Consider the following 23,098-nt stretch of genomic DNA (forward strand, 5'->3'; position numbering starts at 1 on the left):
TTTAATTAGCTGGATTAGTTACGCCAGTATCCCAGAATACTCTTGTAGAGTTATCTGTTCTCTGTTGAATATTAGGATTAGCAATAACTTCGTTTCCAGGATATAAAAATGTTCTTGGGAACGGACCAGGGTTAGGCTCTAAGTTTCTTGCTAATGTTCTTGGGTAACCTGTTCTACGGATAAAGTTATACGCATCACCGGCACCACCATACATAGCAATAAAGTATTGCTCTCCTAATATGTCAAACTTGTCCTTTTCAACAGGGAAACCAAAGCCATCAGTTCCAGATGATACAGGAGCATTGTTAAATTCAGCTACTTTGCTTGTTACAAAGTTTTCAACTCTGGTTGCATCTGGTGCTAAACTAAGATCAGCATTAGAATCTAAAGCTCCAAAAGATTGTACTTTAGCGATAGACTCTCTAATACCTGCTTCAAAGTGCTCAGCAGCAGCTGTAGTGTTTCCGGTAGCTAAATAAGCTTCAGCTCTCATGAACTCAATGTAAGAAGATAGGTAGATAGGCTCTATACCTTGCCCACCTGCTCCAAGACCTCTACCAACTCTTGCGGTTTCGTATCCTGTTAAAGTTGATTGGTCTGCAGATAAAATTGCATAGTCTGGATTATCATCAAATCTACCACCAGCTGGGTAAACTCCAGAAGCAGTACGTGTAAAGTTATCTGGAGGGGTGCCATCATCATCACCATGCATTCTACCCCAGTAACCTAATTTTACAGCACACCAGTATTCTTCATCAGGTGTAAACTCTAAATGAGTTGGCACACTTTCTAAAGAACAAGACAGTGTCTCTCCGTTAGGATCTGCTGTTAAAATATAGAAGTTTCCATCTCCTTCCCACTGTACTATAAATGGAGCACCTGGCGTATTGGCATTTTGGCGATAGAAATAATAACGTCTTCTAGGATCGTCATCTTCAGTGAAATCTCCCCAAGTTCCTGCCATTAGGTGCATTAACCAGTTAGATTGATAAATGTTAGCTCCATCATCTCTATAATCATTATTATAGTCAGGATGACGAGTGTCTGGATTTTGCTCGTTAGTACCGTACTTAAATTCAAAGTCGTCAGCACTTGTCTCTATTACATTGGTAGCATTAATAACAGCTGTATAATTACCAACTGTTAGGTTAGCTCTCATTTCTAGTGTGTTTGCAAGTTTTATCCACTTGTCTGCATCACCACCATAATAAAGGTCTAAAGCAGTACCTGCTGATGCTCCATTTAAAAGAGACTTAGCTTCGCTTAGTAAATCTAATGCAGCAGCATAAACAGCTTCATCATCATCAAGATTAGGAGTAGGGTATTCTTCTGGGTTATTAGCCTCAGAATAAACAATATCTCCTAAAAAGTCAACAAGTTGCATCATAATATGCGCTTGCATTATTTTAGAAACACCTCTATGAAATGCAAGGTCATTGTCTGGTGTTACCAAAGCTTCAATAGCTGCAATATCAGGTATTATGTCACTATATAAATCACCCCAAGGGCCATTTAATGTACCAGAACCAAAGTTGTTAAAGTAGTTTCTACCAAACATATAGTCTATTCTGGCAAGGTCTGCACTTCTGTCATTAAATATAATCATCGCATTACGATAATTTAATTGAATGTTGTTCAGAAGTAAATCTGGATCTGCTTTATCCGGAGTTAAAGCATTCGGGTTATCTAGTTGTTCTAACTCGATAGTTTCACACGAGTAAAACAAAGTACCACTAGATGCAAGTAGTAATAATATAAATTTATAAATTCTTTTCATGATATCTTTTTTTTTAGATACTCAACTTTTCTTAAAGGTAGTTGATTTTATCTTATTTAAAATTATTAGAATGACGCTTTCACACTAAATCCAATTCTCTTAGAGCTAGGGCCGTTTAAATAATCAAAACCTCTACCGTTTCCAATACCCACACCTGCAACATTCGGATCGAAATTAGCAGCATCTGGAGTGTTGTATGCATCGTACCATAAATTAAACCCACTAACAGTAAATGAAAGTGAACCAAAAGGTGTTTTTTCTAAGAATTTTTTAGGCATAGAGTATCCTAAAGAAATTTCTTGTAATCTAATAACAGAGCCGTCATAAACAGTAAGCTCTTTTGGACCAAATAGCAAGTTGCTAAAGTAGTACTGAGAGTTGTTTATTTGTATGTTATTTGGCTCTCCTGTTGATTCTTTTACACCTGGTAAAATAAATGTTTCACGTCTGTCCGGGTTAATTAAACCTCTACCTAAAAGTGTAGCAATAGTTGCCGAAGCAATGTCTCCTCCTTTAGTATGACTTATCTGGAAGTTTAAACTAAAGTTTTTGTATGAGAATGAATTGATAAAATTCATTACATAATCAGGGTTAGGATTACCAATGATTGGCGTAATTGAACGTCCGTCAGGTAAAACTACGTTGTCTTGAACTTTATAGTTACCAGAAGAATCTACTAAGAAGTTACCGTTATCGTCTCTTTCAATTTGAGTACCAACAATAACACCTAATTGCTCTCCTTTAATAGCAGCATTACCTCCTAAGAAAGCAGCAGTAGAACCTGCAAAAATAATTTGGTCGTCTTCTTGCTCGGTTACAATTTGCTCACTTTGAGTGAAGTTAACTCTTGTGTTCCAATTAAATCCATCACTTTCTGCACTTCTAAAGATATCAACAGCTAAGTCTGCTTCCCATCCTGTACCTTCTACTTTACCTACATTTTCTTGTGTTTGAGTAAATCCAGAACTTGGAGCTAAAGGCTTAAATACGATTAAGTCTTTAGTTGTTCTATCATAGTATGAAACATTTAAGTTAACTCTGTTATCCCAGAATCTTGAGTCAAAACCAACTTCAAATTCACTAATAAGCTCAGGCTTTAAATTAGGATTAGCTTTAAAGTTACTTACTGTGTTAGTTACAACACCGCTTGTTCCTCCAACAAGACCACCGTTAACTTGAGTGCTTTGTCCAACTGTGTTAACTGTTGGATATCCTGTAGGGAATCCTGCAGACTGACCTAAACCAGCTCTTATTTTAAGATAGTTTAATCCTTTTCCGCTTTCAGATTTTAAGCCTTCAATTGCAGCTGTTGGGATAAATGATGCACTCACACTTGGGTAAAACTTACTGTTGTTTTCTGTTGGCAAGTTAGAAACCCAGTCATTTCTGGCTGATAATGTTAAATAAGCATAGTTATCATATCCAAAAGATGCTTCACCAAATACACCAACAATATTACGTTGTTCCTTGAACTGTATTGGTAATTGGTTCTGGAAGTTAAAGTGTCTGAGAACTCCAAACACTATTTGTCCTGAACTTGCAACACCTTGCTGATCAAACTCTCTTGAACGGCTTGTTGCACCAGCAACAAAGTTTAAGTTAAGCTTTTGATCGCTCGTAAGGTCATAATTACCGCTTAATGCTAAATAATGATCCCAAATTCTTACGTTGTTATCCCAAGTATCTAGGAAACCAAAAATAGCGTCGTCAAAGTTTACACCATTTTTGTTAGAGTGAGCATGGTTTCTTTCGTTATAGAAATCAACACCGGCTCTATAGGATAGGTTTAAATTATCATTGAAATCGTAAGTTAATTGAGCTGTACCAAATACTCTATTGGTTAACTGGCCGTTTTGAGCATTCTTAACTGTCCAACGAGGGTTAATAATATCGTTACCGTTTCTATAGTAAATACTTCCTCCGTTTTCAGGAATTTCAAACGGTAATCCCATTAAATCAACATTACGAGGTGTAAAGAATACGTTACCAAATGTAGACCATCCTAATGTACCGTTACCTCTACTGGCAGCAATAGGAGGTGTAATGTATCTTGTTCTTGAAAAGTTTAAGGTACCATTAACAGTAAACTTGTTAGAGAGCTTAGCTCTACCACCTACTGATAATGAATTTCTTCTTAATTCGTTTCCAGGAGTAAATCCTTTATCATCTAAATGACCATAGTTAAGATTGTAAGTTACATTACCATCCGAACTTGCCCCTCTAATGTTTACTGATGTATTACTTACACCACCAGTTCTAAAGAATTCTTCAACACTATCATATGGTCTCCACTCGTAGCGCTGACCGGTATAGGTTTGATTTAGAATGTTGTTTCCGTTTAAGAAGTTGTTTAAGAAAGCAGAAGAACCATATGGGTGTTCTACTGTTCCATCCGGCTGAATTATTCCAGCAGGGTCATTTAAATAACCATCAACTCCATCAGGTCTGAATGAAGGTCCCCAGTTACTAAAGAACCATCCAAAAGACTGGTCAAAACCTCCACCGTACTCATCCTGATAATCTGGTAAAGAAGCAATTTCATTGAAGAAATAAGATTGGCTAACAGTAATTTCTGTTTTCTTAGGGCCAGCTCCTTTAGCACTTCCAGACTTTGTAGTAATTACAATTACTCCGTTTCTACCAGCAGTACCATATAAAGTAGCAGCAGCAAGACCTTTAAGTACGTTTACACTTTCTATGTTGTTCGGGTCTAAATCCAAGAATCTAGAAGAACCCGGGTTACCATCTAAAAAGTTACCTTGGGCATTTGTATCACTACTAAAAGGCACACCATCTACAACAAAAAGTGCTTGGTTACTACCATTAATCGAGGTGTAACCTCTAATAATAACGTTGGTAGCAGAACCTGATGTACCACTTTGAGAAGTGATTTGAACCCCTGATGCTTTACCAGATAAAACTCTAGCTACATCACCTTCGGCTCTTTGCTCCAGGTCTTCAGAGTCAACCTCACTTACCGCATACCCTAGCGACTTTTTCTCTCTTGTAATACCTAAAGCGGTTACAACCACTTCTTCGAGAGTTTGAGCATCTTGTTGCATCTGTACATTAATGGTGTTTGACGCACCAACAACACGGGTTTCAGTTTTTTGGCCTATGTAAGTAAAAACTAATGTCTGGCCAACATTTGCTTGAATGGTATAGTTACCATCAAAATCTGTTTGGGTACCACTAGTGGTACCTTGAACGACAATATTAACTCCAGGAAGCGGTAGCCCGTCTTGGTCGGTCACCGTACCGGAGATTGTCTTCTGTTGCGCATAGCTTAAATGCACAAAAAACACTAGTAATAGTGTTAGTAATCCACTAAACTTTGTTCTCATTTTTTTTAATTATTTGAATTAGCTGTTACCAAAAATCTTAAATTCATGTTAAAAATCCAATTTTTTTTACACTTAAATAGTTTAAGTGCTTAAAACTTTCTAAAAAATGAATTGAATTTTTGATTTTTTTTTAAAGGATGAAGTGTGATAAAGTAAAGTGTATTATAGTATTTTAGGACTTAGGCTTAGGAATTAAAAATGCTTATTTAATCTCAAAAAAATAATTCTCAAACCTAACCTTCAGCCGTAAAGAGATAAGGAGTATTAGTTTTTGCTATAATCAGAGCCAGAAATGCTCTCGCTGAGTATACTCGAAGTATTTGGTAGGTAATTTTTTATTGAGAACGATAGCTTAAATCATTTGTTTTTTAAATAGAGATTTGTTGACGTTCCTCTATAGCATCTGTGTTGTATTTTGTAATTTACTACATATTCATTTCATTATCTAATGATTAGAATTTAAATTCTATGTTAAAACAATAATTGGTACAATTTAATTATTGAGTCTGTTTATTGTACTGTAATACAAATAACATGTTAAACTGTAAAGTAATTTTCAGGTAAATAAATATCGTTGTATTAATCTTGTTTTTACAACATTGTATAAAAAAAACCACCAAGAAAATCTTGGTGGTTTTATTTTAAAGTTAGGTAGGTTATTATCTATCCCACCAAACTGGAGTGTCCATGTTATCTGGACCTTGCTCACTAACTGCTGCATTGTAATTAGCGGCATTTTGAGCAGGTTCTGTGTCTGGATAACCGTGACGAACTGGAATACCGGTTCCGGTTAATGCATCTGGAGCAGGGCTTAAGTTAGGATAGTCTAAACGTCTCCACTCAAACCAAGCTTCAAAACCTTGGTAGAATAATGCTAACCATTTTTGCTCTGCAATTAAATTCATTGCGTTGTTAGCATTAAAAGCTACATTTGGCTCTGCTAAGTAAGCAGCAATATCTGCTTGGTCTACACCCCATTGCTCCATAGAAGAAGTAATTGCCTCTTCGTAGAAAGTTTGAGTGTCTCCGCTAATCCAGCCTAACTCAACAGCTTCAGCTTTTGAGAAAGCTACTTGAGCGTAGGTGAAAACAACACCTGGGAATGTAGGATCTTTAATTAAGGCATCGTTCATGAACGATACATCATCGTTAGGAATATCACCTGCATTTGCAATTCCGTAAGGCATACCTACATATTCTCCGCTACTAACTGCAGGCGCAGCATATTTCTCAATTCTCGGATCGTTTCTGTCTAACATAAAGTCTACGATCACATCACTCATACACTCGTCAGTTCTACCACTGTCAACAAAATCATCTTGCCATGGGTTATCAAAATTCTCGTCAGAGATGAATGGGTGGTAGATGTTTTCTGCAGTGCTAGAGATAGCACCAGGTAATGCTTCTCTAAACTTAGTTGCAGCGTATCCGTTTGGATCTGGATGAACTTTAGATAGACGAAGCGCCATAACTAATTTTAAAGTATTAGCAAACTGAGCCCATCTTGTCATATCTCCATCAAAGTAGATATCTCCAACAGGACCAGCTCCGGCATCCATCATTGCTAAAGCCTCATCAATCTCATTAAATAAAGAGTCGTAAATAAACTCTTGAGAGTCGTACTTTGGTTGTGGGTTGTCTAAACCTTGTAAAGCTTCAGAGTAAGGAATATTACCCCATCTGTCTGTCATGTACTGAAAGTAGTAAGCTCTTAAGATTTTAGCAACCGCAATTTGGTTGTTGTTAGACCCGTATGCAGCCATAGCTTCGGCTGTTTCAGGGTTTGAGTTAACATCGATTATTGTTTTTAAAGACAACAATCTGTTGTATAAGTTACCGTAGCTCCAGTGAATAGTTTGGTATCTAGATTCTTCGGTGTACTGAGTTTGCGACAAGTGTTGTACATAGATAGATGGAATGTTAGTAGTAACAATATTGCCTATGTTAGCTTGTGCATCTACCAGTAAAGATGACGGAACTACAGAAGACACCTGGTTTGTGTTTTTGTTGGTATCTCCAAAATCTGCATCATTACAAGCAGTTAACATTGTAAATGCTGCAGAAGCTACAAATAGTTTATTTAAATATTTTTTCATGTGTTTAATTTTTTAAGATTAGAATGTTAATCTTATGTTCATACCCAGAGTTCTGCTACTTGGTAACTGTCCACCTTCAGCCCAACGATATCCTTGACCAACAGCGCTACCTCCGTTAGTGTTTTCAATCTCTGATGGGTCTATACCTTCAACTTCTGAGTGAATTAACCATAAGTTGTTAGCAAAGAAACTTACTTTAATGTCTTCTACAGGAAGCTTGCTAACAAATCTGTCTGGTAATGTGTAGCCTAAACGAAGTTGACGTAGTTTTACGTATGAAGCATCGTATAACCACATTTCGTGTAATGCGAATGTTCTTCCCCAGTATTCTTGAGCTTCTACATAGTATGAAGCAGGCTCACCTGTTGTAGCATCTACTCCTTCTACAAGAACACCTCCAGAATTGCTTTGAGCATCATTTGCGGCAACTACAGTAGCCTCACCACCAGATCCTACAGGCATATCACGCACAGGGTTGCCTAAAGCGTTGTTGCCTACAGTCTCTATACCAAGACCAGAGTAGTTGTTAAACATTTTAGTTACAGAGAAGAACTTACCACCTTTTTGGAAGTCTACACTAAACGATAAATCAAAGTTTTTATAACGAATAGTGTTTACAAAACCTCCGGTAAAGTCTGGTAATAGGTTACCTAAGTATTGGTTTTCTTCATATTGAATCTCACCTGAAGAGTTTATTAACATTCTACCTTGGTCGTCTCTTAAAATTTTTCTTCCATAGAATGCACCCCATTCTTCACCTACGTGAGCTTCAAGTCTTAAACCTCTCCAAGAAGAGGCTAAAACCTCAGTTTCTACATCGCCGTATAACGCTACTACCTCTCTCTTTAAAGTAGCAAAGTTTAAAGAGGTATTCCATTCAAAATCTTCAGTCTTAAACGGAGTTGCGTATAAGGCAACCTCAAAACCGTTAGATTTTGTTTCTGCACTGTTTACGTTAACAGCTGTGTAACCGGTAGTTGCAGATAATGGAGCTGCAACAGGAAGGTCTACATCTCTTCTATCAAAATACGTTAAATCTAAACCTAATCTGTTGTTTACAAATTTAAGCTCTGTACCAATCTCAAGCTCTTTTCTTGTACCACCTTTTAAAGTTGGATTAGCTTGAGTGTAATCTGGGCGTAAAACTGTAGTTCCGTTGTATGAGCCAACAACATCGTATGATGCATTTAGCGCATGAATGCTAGGGAAGCTTGGAGCCTCTGCATAACCTAAACGTAATTTACCAAAGCTTAAAGCTTCAGACTCGAATAGGTTAGAGAATAAGAAACTTAACGATCCTCCCTTTGTATCTACACGGTTGTTGCTTGGATCTGCAGTAGAGTTCCAATCCATACGGAAACTACCGTCTAAGTATAAAATGTCTTTATATCCTAAAGAGGCAGTTGCAAAAACACCTCTGTTTTTTTGCTCAAAGTATCTACTTGTGTAAGTAGGTCTTTCTTTAGAAGTTTCGATGCTGTAGAAACCAGGAATAGTTAAACCAGAGTTTGTGCTGGCATCTACATAGCTGTTTTTAAATTGGTATAATTCTGTACCAATGCTAGCTTTAACATCAAAATCTTCGTTAATGTCCTTATCATAAGTTAACATACCAAAGTACTCTGTAGTACTGATGGTTTGATTTCTCTCTCTGTATGATGGTAAGTTTAATCCACCAAAAGCAGTACGGTCGTTAAATTGGAAAGTGTTAACTGCTTGTCTTAATTCGTTGGTGAATGATAACTCATCAGTAATATCTACAGTAAATCCAATGTTTCCAAAAGTAGAGTTTTTATACTCGTGCTTAAGGTTTTGGTAAACCTCAAAGTACGGAGAATCCCAGTAAAGAGGTCTTAAATCTGTAGTACTACGCATGTTCCAGGTATAGAAGTTTCCGTTTTGGAAATAATTATTCTTTAACCTCTTCATGTCTAATTGTCTCTGGAACCACTGGTTAAAGTTAGAACCAATTCCTCCATATCCGTTATCCGGATTGTTTAACGTAGCTCTGTATTGGTAGTTAAAGTTTGCAAAAACTTTAAAGTTATCTGTAATGTTATACTCTGTGCTTAAACCGGTTTGAATTAGGTCTCTTCCAGAGTTTGGAGAAACACCAGAGATTTCAACTCTTCTTAAGTTAGCTTTAATATTGTAGTCTTCACCACCTTTAGTAAAGCCTAAGAAAGTGTTACTTGTAATACCGGTTTCGTAAAAATCTTTTACGTTGTCTGGGTTAGGAGACCATGGTCTAAGTTCTCCGAAAGTTGGGCTTCCGGGAATCCAGCTATCCCAGTGTCTTACTAATCTACCATCTAATCTAGGGCCCCAAGACTCGTCTGCTGCGTAGTTAGGAATTAATTCTCCGTTTAATGTAGCAAAGTCTTGAGTATAACCACCTCCATACTCGTTTTGGTATTCAGGTAATAAGTAAACGTTGCTTATTTGTACAGATTGATCTAAAGTAAAAGTAGCTTTACCTTCTTTACCTCTTTTGGTAGTAATTACAACAACACCATTTTTACCAATAGGTCCATAAAGTGCTGTAGCTGCACTACCTTTAAGAACAGATAGGTCTGCAATGTCATCGGTATTGATATCAGCTGCGCTGTTTACTTTAACACCATCTACAACGTATAAAAGGTCTGTTTCACCTCTTAAACGTACCACGGCGTTGTCAAAACCAGAACTTGGAGCACCAAGCATCTGAACACCAGATACCTTACCGGCAATTGCGTTGTTAATATCAACATCTTTAGCAGTTGTTAACGCTTCGCCTTCAACGGTTTGTTGCGCAAAACCTAAGCTCTTTTTGTCTCTTTTAATACCAAGAGCTGTAACAACTACTTCTTCTAGAGCTTGGGCGTCTTCTTGCATTTGTAGGTTAATAGTTGTAGATGCGCCAACAACTCTTTTCTCTGTTTTAAGGCCAATGTAGGTAAATACTAAAGTTTGACCTTCGTTTGCTTGAATGGTATAATTACCATCAAAATCTGTTTGTGTACCTGTAGTGGTGCCTTCAACAATAATGTTAACACCAGGTAACGGCACACCGCTTTGATCGGTTACAGTACCCGATACGGTTTTTTGTTGTGCAAAAGAAATCTGCACAACCAACGTTGTTAACAACGTTAATAATCCTGCGATTTTTTTTCTCATTTTTTAAATTTTTGAATTAGCCGGCGCCAAATTTGTGAAAAAGAGAAAAAAAAATCAACTTTTTTTTATTAAAATCACTTTTTATATTATACCCCTTGACCCCTTTGTTTATAAGGGTTTATAGAGATTGGCTTGAAGAAAAATCATTGAAATTTTATACTGAATTGACAATCAATTAATTGTGTCTTTTTGGTATATTAAAAACAGTTGTTTCTTGTGTAAAAGGATGTGAAAAACAGCTTAATTTTTTGTGAAATTAACAAGGGTTAAAACATTCTTAACAAACTTCAATTAAAAGATATTTGAAAATTAATTACTTAAGGTTTGAATAATTGCAAAATATTATTACCTTTGCCACCCTCTAAAAAGAGGGTTTTTTAACATTATATTGTAAGAGTAAATTATGCCAACAATTTCACAATTAGTACGAAAAGGAAGAGCCAAGATTACTAAGAAGAGTAAATCGGCTGCTTTGGATTCGTGTCCTCAACGTAGAGGAGTTTGTACGCGTGTTTACACTACTACGCCAAAAAAGCCTAACTCAGCTATGCGTAAAGTAGCAAGGGTGAGGTTAACAAACGGTAATGAAGTGAACGCATACATCCCCGGAGAAGGTCACAACCTCCAAGAGCACTCGATAGTATTAGTAAGAGGCGGAAGGGTAAAAGATTTGCCTGGTGTTAGATATCATATTGTACGTGGTGCTTTGGATACTGCAGGTGTTCAAGGTAGAACGCAAAGAAGATCTAAGTACGGTGCAAAACGCCCTAAAAAGTAATCATTAATTATTAATGTAAAGACATGAGAAAAAGACAGGCGAAAAAAAGACCGCTTTTACCAGATCCAAGATTTAACGATCAGCTTGTTACGCGTTTTGTGAACATGTTGATGTGGGACGGTAAAAAGTCTGTTGCGTTTAAAGTGTTCTATGATGCAATAGATATTGTAGAGCAAAAGAAAACAGACGATGAGAAAACTGCGCTAGAAATCTGGAAAGATGCCTTATCTAACGTAATGCCTCATGTAGAGGTGCGTTCAAGACGTGTTGGTGGAGCTACATTCCAAATTCCAATGCAAATACGTCCAGATAGAAAAGTGTCTATGGCTATGAAATGGCTTATTGGTTTTGCGCGTAAGCGTAACGAAAAATCAATGGCGCAAAAACTAGCTGCAGAGATTTTGGCTGCTGCCAAAGAAGAAGGTGCTGCTGTTAAAAAACGTGTAGATACGCACAAAATGGCAGAAGCAAATAAAGCATTCTCTCACTTTAGATTTTAACTTATAACAAATGGGAAGAGATTTAAAATTTACTAGAAATATAGGTATTGCAGCTCATATTGATGCTGGAAAAACTACCACTACAGAGCGTATATTGTTCTATACCGGTGTTAGTCATAAAATTGGTGAGGTGCACGATGGTGCCGCTACTATGGACTGGATGGAGCAAGAGCAAGAGCGTGGTATTACCATTACCTCTGCAGCAACAACTTGTACTTGGAACTTTCCAACAGAGCAAGGTAAACCAACTCCAGACTCTAAACCTTACCACTTTAATATAATTGATACTCCGGGTCACGTAGACTTTACAGTAGAGGTAAACCGATCGTTAAGAGTTCTTGATGGATTGGTTTTTTTATTTAGTGCTGTAGATGGAGTAGAGCCTCAATCAGAAACCAACTGGCGTTTAGCAGACAACTACAAAGTGCCAAGAATGGGCTTTGTTAACAAAATGGACCGTCAAGGATCTAATTTCTTAGCTGTTTGTCAGCAAGTAAAAGATATGTTAGGTTCTAATGCGGTGCCAATTGTATTGCCAATAGGAGAAGAGGCAGATTTTAAAGGTATTGTAGATTTAGTTAAGAATAGAGCAATTATCTGGCACGAAGAAAACTACGGATCTACTTTTGATGTAGTTGATATTCCTGCCGATATGCAAGAAGAAGTAAACAAATACAGAGCAAACCTAATTGAAGCTGTAGCAGAGTACGATGAAGCTTTAATGGAGAAATTCTTTGAAGATGAAAACTCTATTACAGAAGATGAAATTCATGCTGCGCTACGTGCTGCAGTTATGGATATGAGTATCATTCCAATGGTTTGTGGTTCTGCATTTAAAAACAAGGGTGTACAATTCTTGTTAGATGCAGTTTGTAGATACTTACCTTCTCCTGTAGATAAAGATGCGATTGTAGGTACAAATCCTAATACCGGAGAAGAAATAGCAAGAAAGCCGGATGTTAATGAGCCGTTCGCAGCATTAGCATTTAAAATTGCTACAGATCCTTTCGTGGGTCGTTTAGCATTCTTCCGTGCTTATTCAGGGCGTTTAGATGCCGGTTCTTACGTGTTAAATACTCGTTCTGGTAAAAAAGAGCGTATTTCTCGTATTTACCAAATGCACTCTAATAAGCAAAATGCAATTGATTTTATTGAAGCTGGTGATATTGGAGCTGCAGTAGGGTTTAAAGAAATTAAAACCGGTGATACGCTTTGCGACGAAAAACACCCAATTGTACTAGAAAGTATGGTGTTCCCAGATCCGGTAATTGGTATCGCTGTAGAGCCAAAAACTAAGGCAGATGTAGATAAGTTAGGAATGGCGCTTTCTAAGTTAGCCGAAGAAGATCCAACTTTCCAAGTAAAAACAGACGAAGCTTCTGGCCAGACAATTATTTCTGGTATGGGAGAGCTTCACTTAGATATTATTGTAGATCGTTTACGTAGAGAATTTAAAGTAGACGTAAACCAAGGTCAGCCACAAGTAGAGTACAAAGAAGCATTAACTGCCAAGGCAGAGCACAGAGAAGTTTACAAGAAACAATCTGGTGGTCGTGGTAAATTCGCTGATATTGTATTTACTATGGAACCGGCTGATGAGGGAGTTACCGGTTTACAATTCATCAACGAAATTAAAGGTGGTAACATTCCAAAAGAGTTTATTCCTTCAGTAGAAAAAGGATTCCAAGAAGCTATGAAGAACGGACCGTTAGCAGGCTTCGAGATAGACTCTATGAAAGTTACCCTTAAAGATGGTTCATTCCACCCTGTAGATTCAGATTCACTTTCATTCGAATTGGCTGCTAAATTAGGATTTAAAGCTGCAGCTAAAGCAGCAAGAGCAGTGCTAATGGAGCCAATTATGAAGTTAGAAGTGCTTACTCCAGAAGAAAACATGGGTGATATAGTAGGAGACCTTAACCGTCGTCGTGGACAAGTAAATAACATGTCTGACAGAGCGGGATCTAAAGTGATTAAAGCAGAAGTGCCTCTAGCCGAAATGTTTGGTTATGTAACAGCATTGAGAACATTATCATCTGGTAGGGCTACTTCTACTATGGAATTCTCTCACTATGCAGAGACTCCTCCAAACATTGCAGAAGAGGTTATTAAAGCTACTAAAGGCGTAACTGCTTAAAAATTAAGAAAATGAGTCAGAAAATTAGAATAAAATTAAAGTCATACGATCATAATTTAGTTGACAAGTCAGCTGAAAAAATCGTAAAAACAGTAAAAACTACAGGTGCAGTAGTTACCGGTCCGATTCCGCTACCTACGCACAAAAGAATTTTTACTGTGCTTCGTTCACCTCACGTAAACAAAAAATCTAGAGAGCAATTTCAGCTTAGCTCGTATAAGCGCTTACTAGATATTTACAGCTCTTCTTCTAAAACAATTGATGCGTTAATGAAGTTAGAGTTGCCAAGTGGTGTAGAAGTAGAGATTAAAGTGTGATAAAAACATGGGTCAGACAATATGTTTGGCCCAGTATATATTTTCTCGGGAGTAGAGAAAAGTACATGTCCTTAACGACGGGTTAGGGAAAAACGGCGAAAAAATACATTCACAGGGGTTGAAGTATTTTTTGCCCCTGTTTTTTTAAATAATAGTTTAATATAAATTTTAATTATGTCTGGGTTAATTGGAAAAAAAGTAGGTATGACCAGCATTTTCGATGAAAATGGAAAAAACATTCCATGTACAGTAATCGAAGCTGGACCATGCGTAGTTACCCAAGTCAGAACCAAAGAGGTTGACGGGTATGACGCTCTTCAACTTGGTTTCGATGACAAGGCAGAAAAACGTGCTAATAAGGCTGAGTTAGGCCATTATAAAAAAGCCGGTGTTTCGCCTAAGAAAAAAGTTGTTGAATTCCAAGGATTTGAAGGCGAGTTTAAATTAGGTGACACCATTACGGTAGAACACTTTGTAGAAGGAGAGTTTGTTGATGTAACTGGTACATCAAAAGGTAAAGGATTCCAGGGTGTAGTTAAACGTCACGGCTTTGCCGGTGTTGGTCAAGCAACTCACGGGCAGCACAATCGTTTAAGAGCACCAGGATCTATTGGAGCATCATCTTACCCATCTAGAGTATTCAAAGGAATGAGAATGGCCGGAAGAATGGGTGGAGAAAGAGTAACAGTACAAAACTTAAAAGTGTTAAAGGTTGTACCTGAGAAAAATCTTTTAGTAGTTAAAGGATGTGTTCCGGGTCACAAAAACGCTTATGTAATCATTCAGAAGTAATGGAAGTAGCAGTTTTAAACATAGAAGGAAAAGAAACCGGAAGAAAGGTAAAGCTTTCTAAAGAGGTTTTTGGTATAGAGCCTAACAACCATGCTCTTTACTTAGATGTAAAGCAGTATTTAGCACACCAACGCCAAGGAACACACAAGGCAAAAGAGCGTGGTGAAATAACCGGTAGTACACGTAAGATTAAAAAACAAAAAGGTACCGGTACAGCTAGAGCTGGAAGCATTAAATCGCCAATTTTTGTTGGTGGAGGTAGAATTTTTGGTCCAAGACCAAGAAAATACACTCAAAAGCTTAACAAAAATGTAAAGCGTTTAGCAAGAAAATCAGCTCTTAGTTTAAAGGCAAAGGAGAACGCAATTTTAGTTGTAGAAGACTTCACTTTTGAGGCTCCTAAAACTAAAAATTTCACTAACGTGCTCAAAGCCTTAGGGTTAGAAAGCAAAAAATCATTGTTTGTGTTGGGTGAGTCAAATAATAATGTATATTTGTCGTCGCGCAATTTACAAGGCTCTGAGGTTGTAACCTCCTCAGAATTAAGCACTTATAAAATTTTAAACGCAAACAACATTGTGCTTTTAGAAGGGGCTGTAGAAGGAATTCAAGCGAACTTAACTAAATAAGAAACCAAATGAGTGTGTTAATTAAACCAATAATAACAGAAAAAGCGACCGCTGATAGCGAGTTAAATAACCGCTATGGTTTCATTGTAGACACCAAGGCTAACAAGCTAGAAATCAAAGAAGCAGTAGAAGCTGCTTATGGGGTTTCTGTAGAGAAAGTTCGTACAATGAATTATGGTCCGAAAAGAAGTATGCGCTACACAAAAACTGGTATTCAACAAGCAAAAACTAATGCTTATAAGAAGGCCATTGTACAAGTAGCAGAAGGAGACACGATAGATTTTTATAGTAATTTATAAGATAGATAAAGCTAGAAGATGTCAGTTAGAAAATTAAAACCAATCACTCCTGGACAGCGATTTAGAGTTGTAAACGGATTTGACGCGATTACAACTGATAAGCCGGAAAAGAGTTTACTTGTTCCGTTAAAAAAGTCAGGAGGTAGAAACAGTCAAGGAAAAATGACCATGCGCTACAAAGGTGGTGGTCATAAGCGTAAGTATCGTTTAATAGATTTTAAAAGAGCCAAAACAGGTGTAGAGGCTACTGTACAATCTATACAATACGATCCAAACAGAACAGCTTTCATCGCTTTAATTGAATACAAAGACGGTGAGAAAAGCTACATTATAGCTCAAAATGGGTTACAAGTGGGGCAAACAGTTATGTCTGGTAGCGGTGTAGCTCCAGAAATCGGTAATGCAATGCCGTTAAGCGATGTGCCACTTGGTACCATTATTTCTTGTATAGAATTGCGTCCTGGACAAGGAGCAGTTATGGCAAGAAGTGCCGGTGCTTTTGCTCAATTAATGGCAAGAGAAGGAAAATACGCAACTATTAAGTTGCCTTCTGGAGAAACTAGAATGGTATTAGCAAATTGCTATGCTACAATTGGTGCTGTGTCTAACTCAGACCACCAATTAATAGTTTCTGGTAAAGCCGGTAGAAGCAGATGGTTAGGTAGAAGACCTAGAACCAGACCTGTGGTAATGAACCCTGTAGATCATCCAATGGGTGGTGGTGAAGGTAGAGCTTCAGGAGGTCACCCAAGATCTAGAAAAGGTATTCCGGCTAAAGGCTTTAGAACTCGTTCTAAAACCAAGGCAAGTAATAAGTATATAATAGAACGTAGAAAGAAATAAAAAGAGTAAAAGATGGCACGTTCACTAAAAAAAGGACCTTACGTTCACTATAGTTTAGAGAAAAAAGTTCAACAAAACGTTGAATCTGGAAAGAAAACAGTTATAAAAACATGGTCTAGAGCATCTATGATAACTCCAGACTTTGTTGGTCAAACCATAGCTGTTCATAATGGTCGTCAATTTGTTCCGGTTTACATTACCGAGAACATGGTAGGACATAAGTTAGGAGAATTCTCGCCCACAAGATCATTTAGAGGTCATGCAGGGGCTAAAAATAAAGGAAAAAAATAATAGGAAGCTATGGGAGTTCGTAAAAGAGAAAGAGCAGAGAAAATAAAAGAAGCTAAAAAACAAGTAGCTTTTGCTAAGCTTAATAACTGCCCTACTTCGCCTAGAAAAATGCGTTTAGTTGCAGATTTAATTAGAGGTGAAAAAGTAGAGAAAGCGCTTGCTATATTGAAATTTAGCCAAAAAGAAGCTTCAAGACGTTTAGAGAAATTGTTGTTGTCTGCTATTGCAAACTGGCAGGCTAAAAACGAAGATGCAGACGTAGAAGAAGCAGATCTTTTTGTGAAAGAAATAAGAGTAGATGGTGGAAGCATGCTAAAGCGTCTTCGTCCAGCTCCTCAAGGAAGAGCACATAGAATTAGAAAACGCTCTAACCACGTAACAATCGTGCTTGGAGCTAACAATAACACACAAAGCTAAGATAGAAGTATGGGACAAAAAACTAATCCAATCGGAAATCGCCTTGGTATTATCAGAGGATGGGAGTCTAACTGGTACGGAGGTAATGACTATGGAGATAAACTTGCTGAAGACGATAAAATCAGAAAGTATATCCATGCGCGTCTATCTAAAGCCAGTGTTTCTCGCGTAATTATAGAGCGTACTCTTAAGCTTGTAACCGTTACTATCACCACCGCTCGTCCGGGTATAATTATCGGAAAAGGCGGACAGGAGGTAGACAAGCTAAAAGAAGAGCTCAAGAAAATTACCAACAAAGAGGTTCAGATTAACATTTTTGAAATTAAGCGCCCTGAGCTTGATGCCAATTTAGTGGCTGCAAGTATTGCTCGTCAAATAGAAAGCAGGATCAGTTACAGACGTGCAATAAAAATGGCTATTGCTGCTGCTATGCGTATGAACGCAGAAGGTATTAAAGTGCAAATATCAGGAAGGCTAAATGGTGCCGAAATGGCCCGTTCTGAATCGTATAAAGACGGAAGAATTCCATTGTCTACTTTTAGAGCTGATATTGATTATGCTTTAGAAGAAGCACATACTACCTACGGAAGATTAGGTATTAAAGTGTGGATTATGAAAGGCGAAGTTTATGGAAAGCGTGAGCTCTCACCACTTGTGGGTATGTCTAAAAAACAAGGAAAAGGAGCCGGTGCTAAAAAAGCTCGCCGTAGAAAGTAATTTTAAAAGTTAAGAAAAATGTTACAGCCAAAAAGAACCAAATATCGTAGACATCAGAAAGGTAGAATGAAAGGGATCTCTCAAAGAGGTCACCAACTATCTAACGGAATGTTTGGTATAAAATCATTGGATTCTTCATTTATTACAGCACGCCAAATAGAAGCAGCACGTATTGCAGCTACTCGTTACATGAAAAGAGAAGGGCAACTTTGGATTAAAATATTTCCAGATAAGCCCATCACTAAAAAACCTCTAGAGGTACGTATGGGTAAAGGTAAAGGTGCTCCAGAATATTGGGCAGCTGTAGTAAAGCCAGGTAGAATAATGTTTGAAGTTGGCGGTGTGCCTTACGACGTAGCAAAAGAAGCCTTACGTTTGGCCGCACAAAAACTTCCGGTTAGAACGAAGTTTGTTGTAGCTAGAGATTATTCGGCTTAATTTAGAATTGACAGTTATGAAACAATCAGAAATAAGAGAATTGTCTACAACTGAGCTTCAAGAAAAGCTTGGTGAATTCAAGAAAAAATATGCAGAGTTAAAAATGGCTCATGCCATCACACCGCTCGAAAACCCGCTTCAAATCAGAAACGTAAGAAGAACGGTGGCTCGTTTGGCAACAGAGCTTACAAAAAGAGAATTACAATAATTCTGAAGCTGCTTAAGATGGAAAAAAGAAATTTAAGAAAAGAAAGAATAGGGGTTGTTACCAGCAATAAAATGGATAAATCTATTGTGGTTTCAGAAGTTAAGAAGGTAAAACACCCTATGTACGGTAAGTTCGTGTTAAAGACGAAAAAATACGTAGCACACGACGAGAAAAACGATTGCAACGAAGGTGATACTGTAAAGATCATGGAAACAAGACCTTTAAGTAAAACCAAGTGTTGGAGATTAGTTGAAATCATTGAAAGAGCGAAGTAATTATGGTACAGCAAGAATCAAGACTAAAAGTAGCAGATAATACCGGAGCTAAAGAAGTTTTAGCTATTAGAGTATTAGGAGGTACAAAAAAGAGATACGCTTCTGTTGGTGACAAAATTGTTGTTACCGTAAAAGATGCTACCCCTAACGGAAACGTTAAAAAAGGGCAAGTATCTACAGCAGTGGTAGTACGTACCAAAAAAGAAGTACGCAGACCAGACGGATCTTACATTCGTTTTGATGACAACGCATGTGTGTTGTTAAACCCAGCAGGCGAAATGAGAGGAACCCGTGTGTTTGGTCCTGTAGCCAGAGAGCTTCGCGATAAGCAGTTTATGAAAATTGTATCATTAGCACCAGAAGTGCTTTAATACATAAAAAAATGATGAAACTAAAAATAAAAACAGGAGATACAGTACGTGTAATTGCCGGAGACCATAAAGGTGCAGAAGGCAAAGTACAATCTGTAGATCGTGTAAAAAAGAGAGCCATTGTAGAGGGCGTTAATATGGTTTCTAAGCATGAGAAGCCAAGTGCAAAAAACCCTCAAGGCGGAATAGTGAAGAAAGAAGCTCCAATTCATATTTCAAACTTGTCTTTAATAGATCCAAAATCTAATGAAGCAACAAGAGTGGGCTATGAAATAAGAGACGGTAAGAAAGTAAGAGTTTCTAAAAAATCTAATGAAGTAATTTAGTTATGAGCTACGTTCCAAGATTAAAAAAAGAATATAAAGAGCGCGTAATAGCTGCTCTTAGAGAGGAGTTTGGGTACAAGAACGTAATGCAAGTACCTAAATTAGAAAAGATAGTTATTAGCCGTGGAGTTGGAGCTGCAGTAGCCGACAAAAAGTTAATAGACTACGCTGTAGACGAGTTAACTAAAATTACCGGTCAGAAAGCAGTTGCAACTGTGTCTAAAAAAGATGTTGCTTCTTTTAAGTTACGTAAAGGTATGCCTATTGGAGCCAAAGTTACTTTACGTGGTGAAAGAATGTACGAATTCTTAGATCGTTTAATAACATCTGCATTACCACGTGTAAGAGACTTTAATGGTATTAATGCTACCGGTTTTGATGGTAGAGGTAACTATAACTTAGGTGTTAAAGAGCAAATAATATTCCCTGAGATAGATATTGATAAAGTAAACAGAATCTCAGGAATGGATATTACCTTTGTAACCTCGGCCAAAACAGACAAAGAAGCAAAATCATTATTAAGCGAATTAGGATTACCTTTTAAAAAGAATTAAGTATGGCTAAAGAATCAATGAAAGCCCGCGAGGTTAAAAGACAAAAATTGGTAGCTAAGTATGCTGCTAAACGCAAAGCTTTAAAAGAAGCTGGCGATTACGAAGCACTTCAGAAGTTACCAAAAAATGCGTCGCCTGTACGTTTACACAATCGTTGTAAATTAACAGGAAGACCAAGAGGGTATATGCGCCAATTTGGTATTTCTCGTGTAATGTTTAGAGAAATGGCCAACAAAGGGTTAATTCCAGGCGTTAAAAAAGCAAGTTGGTAACAATAAGATTTAAAAGGATAAGAAGATGTATACAGATCCTATAGCAGATTATTTAACAAGAATTAGAAACGCTAATAACGCAGGACATAGAGTTGTAGAGATACCAGCTTCAAACCTAAAAAAAGAAATAACTAAGATATTATTTGATCAAGGTTATATTTTAAGCTATAAGTTTGAAGATAATGGTCCTCAAGGCACTATTAAAATTGCTTTAAAATACGATAAAGTAACTAAAGAGCCTGTAATAAAAAATTTAAAGCGTGTAAGTAAACCCGGTTTACGTAAATATACCGGTGTAGATGAGTTGCCTAGAGTACTTAACGGTCTTGGTATTGCTATTGTGTCTACCTCTCACGGGGTAATGACTAGTAAGCAAGCTAAGCGTGAAAAAGTAGGTGGCGAAGTATTGTGTTACGTTTACTAATAGTTATAAAAGACAAAGCAAATGTCAAGAATAGGAAATAGTCCGGTAAACATTCCAGAAGGCGTTACAGTAACCATAGAAAATAACATAGTTACCGTAAAAGGTAAACTAGGTGAATTAACACAAGAAATAAAAGACGTTACTGTAAAAGAAGAAGACGGACAGTTAATAGTACAAACCACAGATGGCTCTAAAGCACAAAAAGCTAAGCAAGGTCTATACAGATCATTATTAGCTAATATGGTAGAAGGAGTATCTAAAGGTTTTACAAAAGAGTTAGAGTTAGTAGGGGTAGGTTATAGAGCAAGCAACCAAGGCCAAAAATTAGATTTGGCATTAGGGTTCTCTCATAACATAGTTTTCGAATTGGCTCCAGAAGTTAAAGTTGAGACCATTTCTGAAAAAGGTAAAAACCCTATTGTTAAATTAACCTCTCACGATAAACAATTAGTAGGTCAAGTAGCTGCTAAGATTCGCTCTTTCCGTAAGCCTGAGCCTTACAAAGGAAAGGGAATTAAGTTTGTAGGAGAGCAAATAAGAAGAAAAGCAGGTAAATCAGCTTAATAATTAGCACCATGGCATTATCAAAGACTGAAAGAAGACAGCGAATCAAAAACAGAATCAGAAAAGTGGTTTCTGGTACTCCCAGCAAACCTAGACTGGCTGTTTTTAGAAGCAACAAAGAGATCTATGCTCAGATAATAGACGATACCAACGGGGTAACCTTAGTATCGGCTTCATCAAGAGACAAAGACATTAGTTCTGCTAAAGGAACCAAAACAGAAATTGCAGCCTTAGTAGGTAAAGCAATTGCTGAGAAAGCTATAAAAGCCGGTATAGAGAAAATCTCGTTTGATAGAGGCGGGTATTTATACCACGGACGTGTAAAATCGTTAGCAGAAGGAGCAAGAGAAGCAGGACTTAAATTCTAAGAAATTATGTATCAAAAATACAAGAACGTAGAAACAGTAAAACCAGGCGGATTAGAATTAAAAGACCGTTTAGTTGGCGTACAACGTGTTACCAAAGTAACTAAAGGAGGTAGAGCTTTTGGTTTCTCTGCAATAGTTGTAGTTGGTGACGAAAACGGTGTGGTTGGCCACGGTTTAGGAAAATCTAAAGAGGTAGCAGAAGCTATTTCTAAAGCTGTAGAAGACGCTAAGAAAAACTTAGTTCGTATTCCAATAACTAATGGTACGTTACCACACGAGCAAAAAGGTAAGTACGGTGGAGCACGTGTATATTTACAACCTGCTTCTCACGGTACCGGAGTAATTGCCGGTGGTGCAGTACGTGCCGTTTTAGAAGCAGTTGGAGTACACGATGTATTGTCTAAATCACAAGGGTCATCTAACCCGCACAATGTGGTAAAGGCAACTTTCGATGCGCTACTACAATTACGCGATGCTAAAACAGTTGCAGCTCAGCGTGGTATCTCTTTAGAGAAAGTTTTTAAAGGATAATTATTCAAGGATAGTAATTATGAAAAAAATAAAAATTACACAAACAAGAAGCAGTATTAAGCGTTTACAAAACCAAAAAAGAACGCTTGAAGCTCTTGGGTTACGCAGAATAGGCCAAGTAGTAGAGCACGAAGCTACGCCAAATATCCTTGGTATGGTAAATAAAGTAAAACACTTAGTTTCTGTAGAAGAAGCTTAATAACAACACGTGTGATCATGAATTTAAGCAACTTAAAACCCGCAGAAGGTTCAGTACATAAAGAAGGAAAAAGACTGGGTAGAGGTCAAGGTTCTGGTAAAGGAGGTACTGCTACAAGAGGTCACAAGGGGGCCAAGTCTCGTTCCGGATATTCTAAAAAGATTGGTTTTGAAGGAGGTCAGATGCCACTTCAACGTCGTGTTCCTAAGTTCGGTTTTAACAACCGTAACCGTAAAGAATACGTAGGAATCAATCTTAGTAAATTACAAGACATGGTTGATAAAGGTATTGTAAAAGATACCGTAGATTTGGACATTTTAATAGCAAACAAAGTAATTAAGAAAACCGATCTAGTTAAAATATTAGGTGGCGGTGAACTTAAGGCCAAATTAAAAGTATCTGTACATAAATTTACTGCAAGCGCAAAACAGGCTATAGAAGCAGCCGGAGGTGAAGCAGTAACTTTATAACCAAC

At 37.5% G+C, this 23,098-nt stretch carries 28 protein-coding genes; 24 read left to right on the forward strand and 4 right to left on the reverse strand.

The features are described from left to right. Position 1: 1 nt before the first annotated feature. From ACZ5CF_RS05295 to ACZ5CF_RS05310, 4 genes are all read right to left on the reverse strand, one after another. The gene (locus ACZ5CF_RS05295; protein WP_464580799.1) at positions 2 to 1,777 is read right to left on the reverse strand and encodes a SusD/RagB family nutrient-binding outer membrane lipoprotein; all 1,776 of its coding nucleotides are present in this window, start codon (positions 1,775 to 1,777) and stop codon (positions 2 to 4) included. Positions 1,778 to 1,842: 65 nt separating this feature from the next. Further along, positions 1,843 to 5,121 (reverse strand): SusC/RagA family TonB-linked outer membrane protein, encoded by a 3,279-nt coding sequence (locus tag ACZ5CF_RS05300; protein WP_464580800.1) that lies wholly within the window; start codon positions 5,119 to 5,121, stop codon positions 1,843 to 1,845. Between the two features lie 659 nt (positions 5,122 to 5,780). Continuing rightward, the gene (locus ACZ5CF_RS05305; RefSeq protein WP_464580801.1) at positions 5,781 to 7,217 is read right to left on the reverse strand and encodes a SusD/RagB family nutrient-binding outer membrane lipoprotein; all 1,437 of its coding nucleotides are present in this window, start codon (positions 7,215 to 7,217) and stop codon (positions 5,781 to 5,783) included. Between the two features lie 18 nt (positions 7,218 to 7,235). Next, entirely contained in the window at positions 7,236 to 10,373 is a 3,138-nt protein-coding gene (locus ACZ5CF_RS05310) for a SusC/RagA family TonB-linked outer membrane protein (protein WP_464580802.1), read from the reverse strand. 403 nt (positions 10,374 to 10,776) lie between these two features. Here ACZ5CF_RS05310 and rpsL point away from each other — a divergent pair, with 403 nt between their 5' ends. The 24 genes from rpsL to rplO all read left to right on the forward strand — a co-directional run bounded on the left by rpsL (position 10,777) and on the right by rplO (position 23,093). After that, complete coding sequence (gene rpsL, locus ACZ5CF_RS05315) at positions 10,777 to 11,151, forward strand: 30S ribosomal protein S12 (RefSeq protein WP_228852346.1); 375 nt, start codon at positions 10,777 to 10,779, stop codon at positions 11,149 to 11,151. Positions 11,152 to 11,174: 23 nt separating this feature from the next. Further along, positions 11,175 to 11,651: a 30S ribosomal protein S7 gene (rpsG, locus tag ACZ5CF_RS05320; protein ID WP_464580803.1), complete on the forward strand. Its 477-nt coding sequence runs from the start codon at positions 11,175 to 11,177 to the stop codon at positions 11,649 to 11,651. A gap of 10 nt (positions 11,652 to 11,661) precedes the next feature. After that, positions 11,662 to 13,788, forward strand: a complete 2,127-nt coding sequence (fusA, locus tag ACZ5CF_RS05325) for an elongation factor G (RefSeq protein WP_464580804.1) — start codon at positions 11,662 to 11,664, stop codon at positions 13,786 to 13,788. 11 nt (positions 13,789 to 13,799) lie between these two features. Then, a complete protein-coding gene (rpsJ, locus tag ACZ5CF_RS05330; RefSeq protein WP_266015214.1) occupies positions 13,800 to 14,105 on the forward strand; it encodes a 30S ribosomal protein S10 in 306 nt (101 codons plus the stop codon). Between the two features lie 174 nt (positions 14,106 to 14,279). Further along, a complete protein-coding gene (gene rplC / locus ACZ5CF_RS05335; RefSeq protein WP_464580805.1) occupies positions 14,280 to 14,897 on the forward strand; it encodes a 50S ribosomal protein L3 in 618 nt (205 codons plus the stop codon). Further along, positions 14,897 to 15,526, forward strand: a complete 630-nt coding sequence (rplD, locus tag ACZ5CF_RS05340) for a 50S ribosomal protein L4 (RefSeq protein ID WP_464580806.1) — start codon at positions 14,897 to 14,899, stop codon at positions 15,524 to 15,526. The genes rplC and rplD overlap by 1 nt, the downstream gene beginning before the upstream one ends. A gap of 8 nt (positions 15,527 to 15,534) precedes the next feature. Further along, positions 15,535 to 15,825: a 50S ribosomal protein L23 gene (rplW, locus tag ACZ5CF_RS05345; protein ID WP_464580807.1), complete on the forward strand. Its 291-nt coding sequence runs from the start codon at positions 15,535 to 15,537 to the stop codon at positions 15,823 to 15,825. 18 nt (positions 15,826 to 15,843) lie between these two features. Further along, positions 15,844 to 16,668, forward strand: coding sequence for a 50S ribosomal protein L2 (gene rplB, locus ACZ5CF_RS05350; protein WP_464580808.1), 825 nt, complete (start codon positions 15,844 to 15,846; stop codon positions 16,666 to 16,668). A gap of 12 nt (positions 16,669 to 16,680) precedes the next feature. Beyond that, entirely contained in the window at positions 16,681 to 16,959 is a 279-nt protein-coding gene (rpsS, locus tag ACZ5CF_RS05355) for a 30S ribosomal protein S19 (RefSeq protein ID WP_464580809.1), read from the forward strand. Between the two features lie 9 nt (positions 16,960 to 16,968). Beyond that, a complete protein-coding gene (rplV, locus tag ACZ5CF_RS05360; protein ID WP_464580810.1) occupies positions 16,969 to 17,376 on the forward strand; it encodes a 50S ribosomal protein L22 in 408 nt (135 codons plus the stop codon). A 9-nt stretch (positions 17,377 to 17,385) separates the two neighbouring features. Beyond that, positions 17,386 to 18,093: a 30S ribosomal protein S3 gene (rpsC, locus tag ACZ5CF_RS05365; RefSeq protein WP_464580811.1), complete on the forward strand. Its 708-nt coding sequence runs from the start codon at positions 17,386 to 17,388 to the stop codon at positions 18,091 to 18,093. A gap of 18 nt (positions 18,094 to 18,111) precedes the next feature. Beyond that, positions 18,112 to 18,531, forward strand: a complete 420-nt coding sequence (rplP, locus tag ACZ5CF_RS05370) for a 50S ribosomal protein L16 (RefSeq protein WP_464580812.1) — start codon at positions 18,112 to 18,114, stop codon at positions 18,529 to 18,531. A gap of 16 nt (positions 18,532 to 18,547) precedes the next feature. Next, complete coding sequence (rpmC, locus tag ACZ5CF_RS05375; RefSeq protein ID WP_464580813.1) at positions 18,548 to 18,739, forward strand: 50S ribosomal protein L29; 192 nt, start codon at positions 18,548 to 18,550, stop codon at positions 18,737 to 18,739. A gap of 17 nt (positions 18,740 to 18,756) precedes the next feature. Beyond that, positions 18,757 to 19,014 carry a 30S ribosomal protein S17 gene (rpsQ, locus tag ACZ5CF_RS05380; RefSeq protein WP_464580814.1) on the forward strand — a complete coding sequence of 86 codons (258 nt, stop codon included), beginning with the start codon at positions 18,757 to 18,759 and terminating at the stop codon, positions 19,012 to 19,014. A gap of 2 nt (positions 19,015 to 19,016) precedes the next feature. Further along, positions 19,017 to 19,385, forward strand: coding sequence for a 50S ribosomal protein L14 (gene rplN / locus ACZ5CF_RS05385; protein WP_143954382.1), 369 nt, complete (start codon positions 19,017 to 19,019; stop codon positions 19,383 to 19,385). Positions 19,386 to 19,399: 14 nt separating this feature from the next. After that, on the forward strand, positions 19,400 to 19,711 hold the full coding sequence (gene rplX / locus ACZ5CF_RS05390) for a 50S ribosomal protein L24 (RefSeq protein ID WP_464580834.1): 312 nt from the start codon (positions 19,400 to 19,402) through the stop codon (positions 19,709 to 19,711). A gap of 2 nt (positions 19,712 to 19,713) precedes the next feature. After that, the gene (gene rplE / locus ACZ5CF_RS05395) at positions 19,714 to 20,265 is read left to right on the forward strand and encodes a 50S ribosomal protein L5 (RefSeq protein ID WP_464580815.1); all 552 of its coding nucleotides are present in this window, start codon (positions 19,714 to 19,716) and stop codon (positions 20,263 to 20,265) included. Positions 20,266 to 20,267: 2 nt separating this feature from the next. Continuing rightward, the gene (rpsN, locus tag ACZ5CF_RS05400) at positions 20,268 to 20,537 is read left to right on the forward strand and encodes a 30S ribosomal protein S14 (RefSeq protein WP_464580816.1); all 270 of its coding nucleotides are present in this window, start codon (positions 20,268 to 20,270) and stop codon (positions 20,535 to 20,537) included. 25 nt (positions 20,538 to 20,562) lie between these two features. After that, complete coding sequence (gene rpsH / locus ACZ5CF_RS05405; protein ID WP_464580817.1) at positions 20,563 to 20,961, forward strand: 30S ribosomal protein S8; 399 nt, start codon at positions 20,563 to 20,565, stop codon at positions 20,959 to 20,961. Positions 20,962 to 20,982: 21 nt separating this feature from the next. After that, entirely contained in the window at positions 20,983 to 21,525 is a 543-nt protein-coding gene (rplF, locus tag ACZ5CF_RS05410) for a 50S ribosomal protein L6 (RefSeq protein ID WP_464580818.1), read from the forward strand. Positions 21,526 to 21,536: 11 nt separating this feature from the next. Beyond that, positions 21,537 to 21,893: a 50S ribosomal protein L18 gene (gene rplR / locus ACZ5CF_RS05415; RefSeq protein WP_464580819.1), complete on the forward strand. Its 357-nt coding sequence runs from the start codon at positions 21,537 to 21,539 to the stop codon at positions 21,891 to 21,893. 6 nt (positions 21,894 to 21,899) lie between these two features. Next, on the forward strand, positions 21,900 to 22,424 hold the full coding sequence (gene rpsE, locus ACZ5CF_RS05420) for a 30S ribosomal protein S5 (RefSeq protein WP_464580820.1): 525 nt from the start codon (positions 21,900 to 21,902) through the stop codon (positions 22,422 to 22,424). A gap of 19 nt (positions 22,425 to 22,443) precedes the next feature. Next, complete coding sequence (gene rpmD, locus ACZ5CF_RS05425) at positions 22,444 to 22,623, forward strand: 50S ribosomal protein L30 (protein WP_464580821.1); 180 nt, start codon at positions 22,444 to 22,446, stop codon at positions 22,621 to 22,623. Between the two features lie 17 nt (positions 22,624 to 22,640). Continuing rightward, positions 22,641 to 23,093 (forward strand): 50S ribosomal protein L15, encoded by a 453-nt coding sequence (gene rplO / locus ACZ5CF_RS05430; RefSeq protein WP_464580822.1) that lies wholly within the window; start codon positions 22,641 to 22,643, stop codon positions 23,091 to 23,093. The last annotated feature ends 5 nt before the right edge of the window (positions 23,094 to 23,098 follow it).

The organism is Lutaonella thermophila (assembly GCF_055387725.1).

What these genes read in the sequence shown, in the direction of transcription:
- ACZ5CF_RS05295 (WP_464580799.1), bottom strand. Translation starts at nt 1,777, where the DNA reads ATGAAAAGAATTTATAAATTTATATTATTACTACTTGCATCTAGTGGT.
- ACZ5CF_RS05300 (WP_464580800.1), bottom strand. Translation starts at nt 5,121, where the DNA reads ATGAGAACAAAGTTTAGTGGATTACTAACACTATTACTAGTGTTTTTT.
- ACZ5CF_RS05305 (WP_464580801.1), bottom strand. Translation starts at nt 7,217, where the DNA reads ATGAAAAAATATTTAAATAAACTATTTGTAGCTTCTGCAGCATTTACA.
- ACZ5CF_RS05310 (WP_464580802.1), bottom strand. Translation starts at nt 10,373, where the DNA reads ATGAGAAAAAAAATCGCAGGATTATTAACGTTGTTAACAACGTTGGTT.
- rpsL (WP_228852346.1), top strand. Translation starts at nt 10,777, where the DNA reads ATGCCAACAATTTCACAATTAGTACGAAAAGGAAGAGCCAAGATTACT.
- rpsG (WP_464580803.1), top strand. Translation starts at nt 11,175, where the DNA reads ATGAGAAAAAGACAGGCGAAAAAAAGACCGCTTTTACCAGATCCAAGA.
- fusA (WP_464580804.1), top strand. Translation starts at nt 11,662, where the DNA reads ATGGGAAGAGATTTAAAATTTACTAGAAATATAGGTATTGCAGCTCAT.
- rpsJ (WP_266015214.1), top strand. Translation starts at nt 13,800, where the DNA reads ATGAGTCAGAAAATTAGAATAAAATTAAAGTCATACGATCATAATTTA.
- rplC (WP_464580805.1), top strand. Translation starts at nt 14,280, where the DNA reads ATGTCTGGGTTAATTGGAAAAAAAGTAGGTATGACCAGCATTTTCGAT.
- rplD (WP_464580806.1), top strand. Translation starts at nt 14,897, where the DNA reads ATGGAAGTAGCAGTTTTAAACATAGAAGGAAAAGAAACCGGAAGAAAG.
- rplW (WP_464580807.1), top strand. Translation starts at nt 15,535, where the DNA reads ATGAGTGTGTTAATTAAACCAATAATAACAGAAAAAGCGACCGCTGAT.
- rplB (WP_464580808.1), top strand. Translation starts at nt 15,844, where the DNA reads ATGTCAGTTAGAAAATTAAAACCAATCACTCCTGGACAGCGATTTAGA.
- rpsS (WP_464580809.1), top strand. Translation starts at nt 16,681, where the DNA reads ATGGCACGTTCACTAAAAAAAGGACCTTACGTTCACTATAGTTTAGAG.
- rplV (WP_464580810.1), top strand. Translation starts at nt 16,969, where the DNA reads ATGGGAGTTCGTAAAAGAGAAAGAGCAGAGAAAATAAAAGAAGCTAAA.
- rpsC (WP_464580811.1), top strand. Translation starts at nt 17,386, where the DNA reads ATGGGACAAAAAACTAATCCAATCGGAAATCGCCTTGGTATTATCAGA.
- rplP (WP_464580812.1), top strand. Translation starts at nt 18,112, where the DNA reads ATGTTACAGCCAAAAAGAACCAAATATCGTAGACATCAGAAAGGTAGA.
- rpmC (WP_464580813.1), top strand. Translation starts at nt 18,548, where the DNA reads ATGAAACAATCAGAAATAAGAGAATTGTCTACAACTGAGCTTCAAGAA.
- rpsQ (WP_464580814.1), top strand. Translation starts at nt 18,757, where the DNA reads ATGGAAAAAAGAAATTTAAGAAAAGAAAGAATAGGGGTTGTTACCAGC.
- rplN (WP_143954382.1), top strand. Translation starts at nt 19,017, where the DNA reads ATGGTACAGCAAGAATCAAGACTAAAAGTAGCAGATAATACCGGAGCT.
- rplX (WP_464580834.1), top strand. Translation starts at nt 19,400, where the DNA reads ATGAAACTAAAAATAAAAACAGGAGATACAGTACGTGTAATTGCCGGA.
- rplE (WP_464580815.1), top strand. Translation starts at nt 19,714, where the DNA reads ATGAGCTACGTTCCAAGATTAAAAAAAGAATATAAAGAGCGCGTAATA.
- rpsN (WP_464580816.1), top strand. Translation starts at nt 20,268, where the DNA reads ATGGCTAAAGAATCAATGAAAGCCCGCGAGGTTAAAAGACAAAAATTG.
- rpsH (WP_464580817.1), top strand. Translation starts at nt 20,563, where the DNA reads ATGTATACAGATCCTATAGCAGATTATTTAACAAGAATTAGAAACGCT.
- rplF (WP_464580818.1), top strand. Translation starts at nt 20,983, where the DNA reads ATGTCAAGAATAGGAAATAGTCCGGTAAACATTCCAGAAGGCGTTACA.
- rplR (WP_464580819.1), top strand. Translation starts at nt 21,537, where the DNA reads ATGGCATTATCAAAGACTGAAAGAAGACAGCGAATCAAAAACAGAATC.
- rpsE (WP_464580820.1), top strand. Translation starts at nt 21,900, where the DNA reads ATGTATCAAAAATACAAGAACGTAGAAACAGTAAAACCAGGCGGATTA.
- rpmD (WP_464580821.1), top strand. Translation starts at nt 22,444, where the DNA reads ATGAAAAAAATAAAAATTACACAAACAAGAAGCAGTATTAAGCGTTTA.
- rplO (WP_464580822.1), top strand. Translation starts at nt 22,641, where the DNA reads ATGAATTTAAGCAACTTAAAACCCGCAGAAGGTTCAGTACATAAAGAA.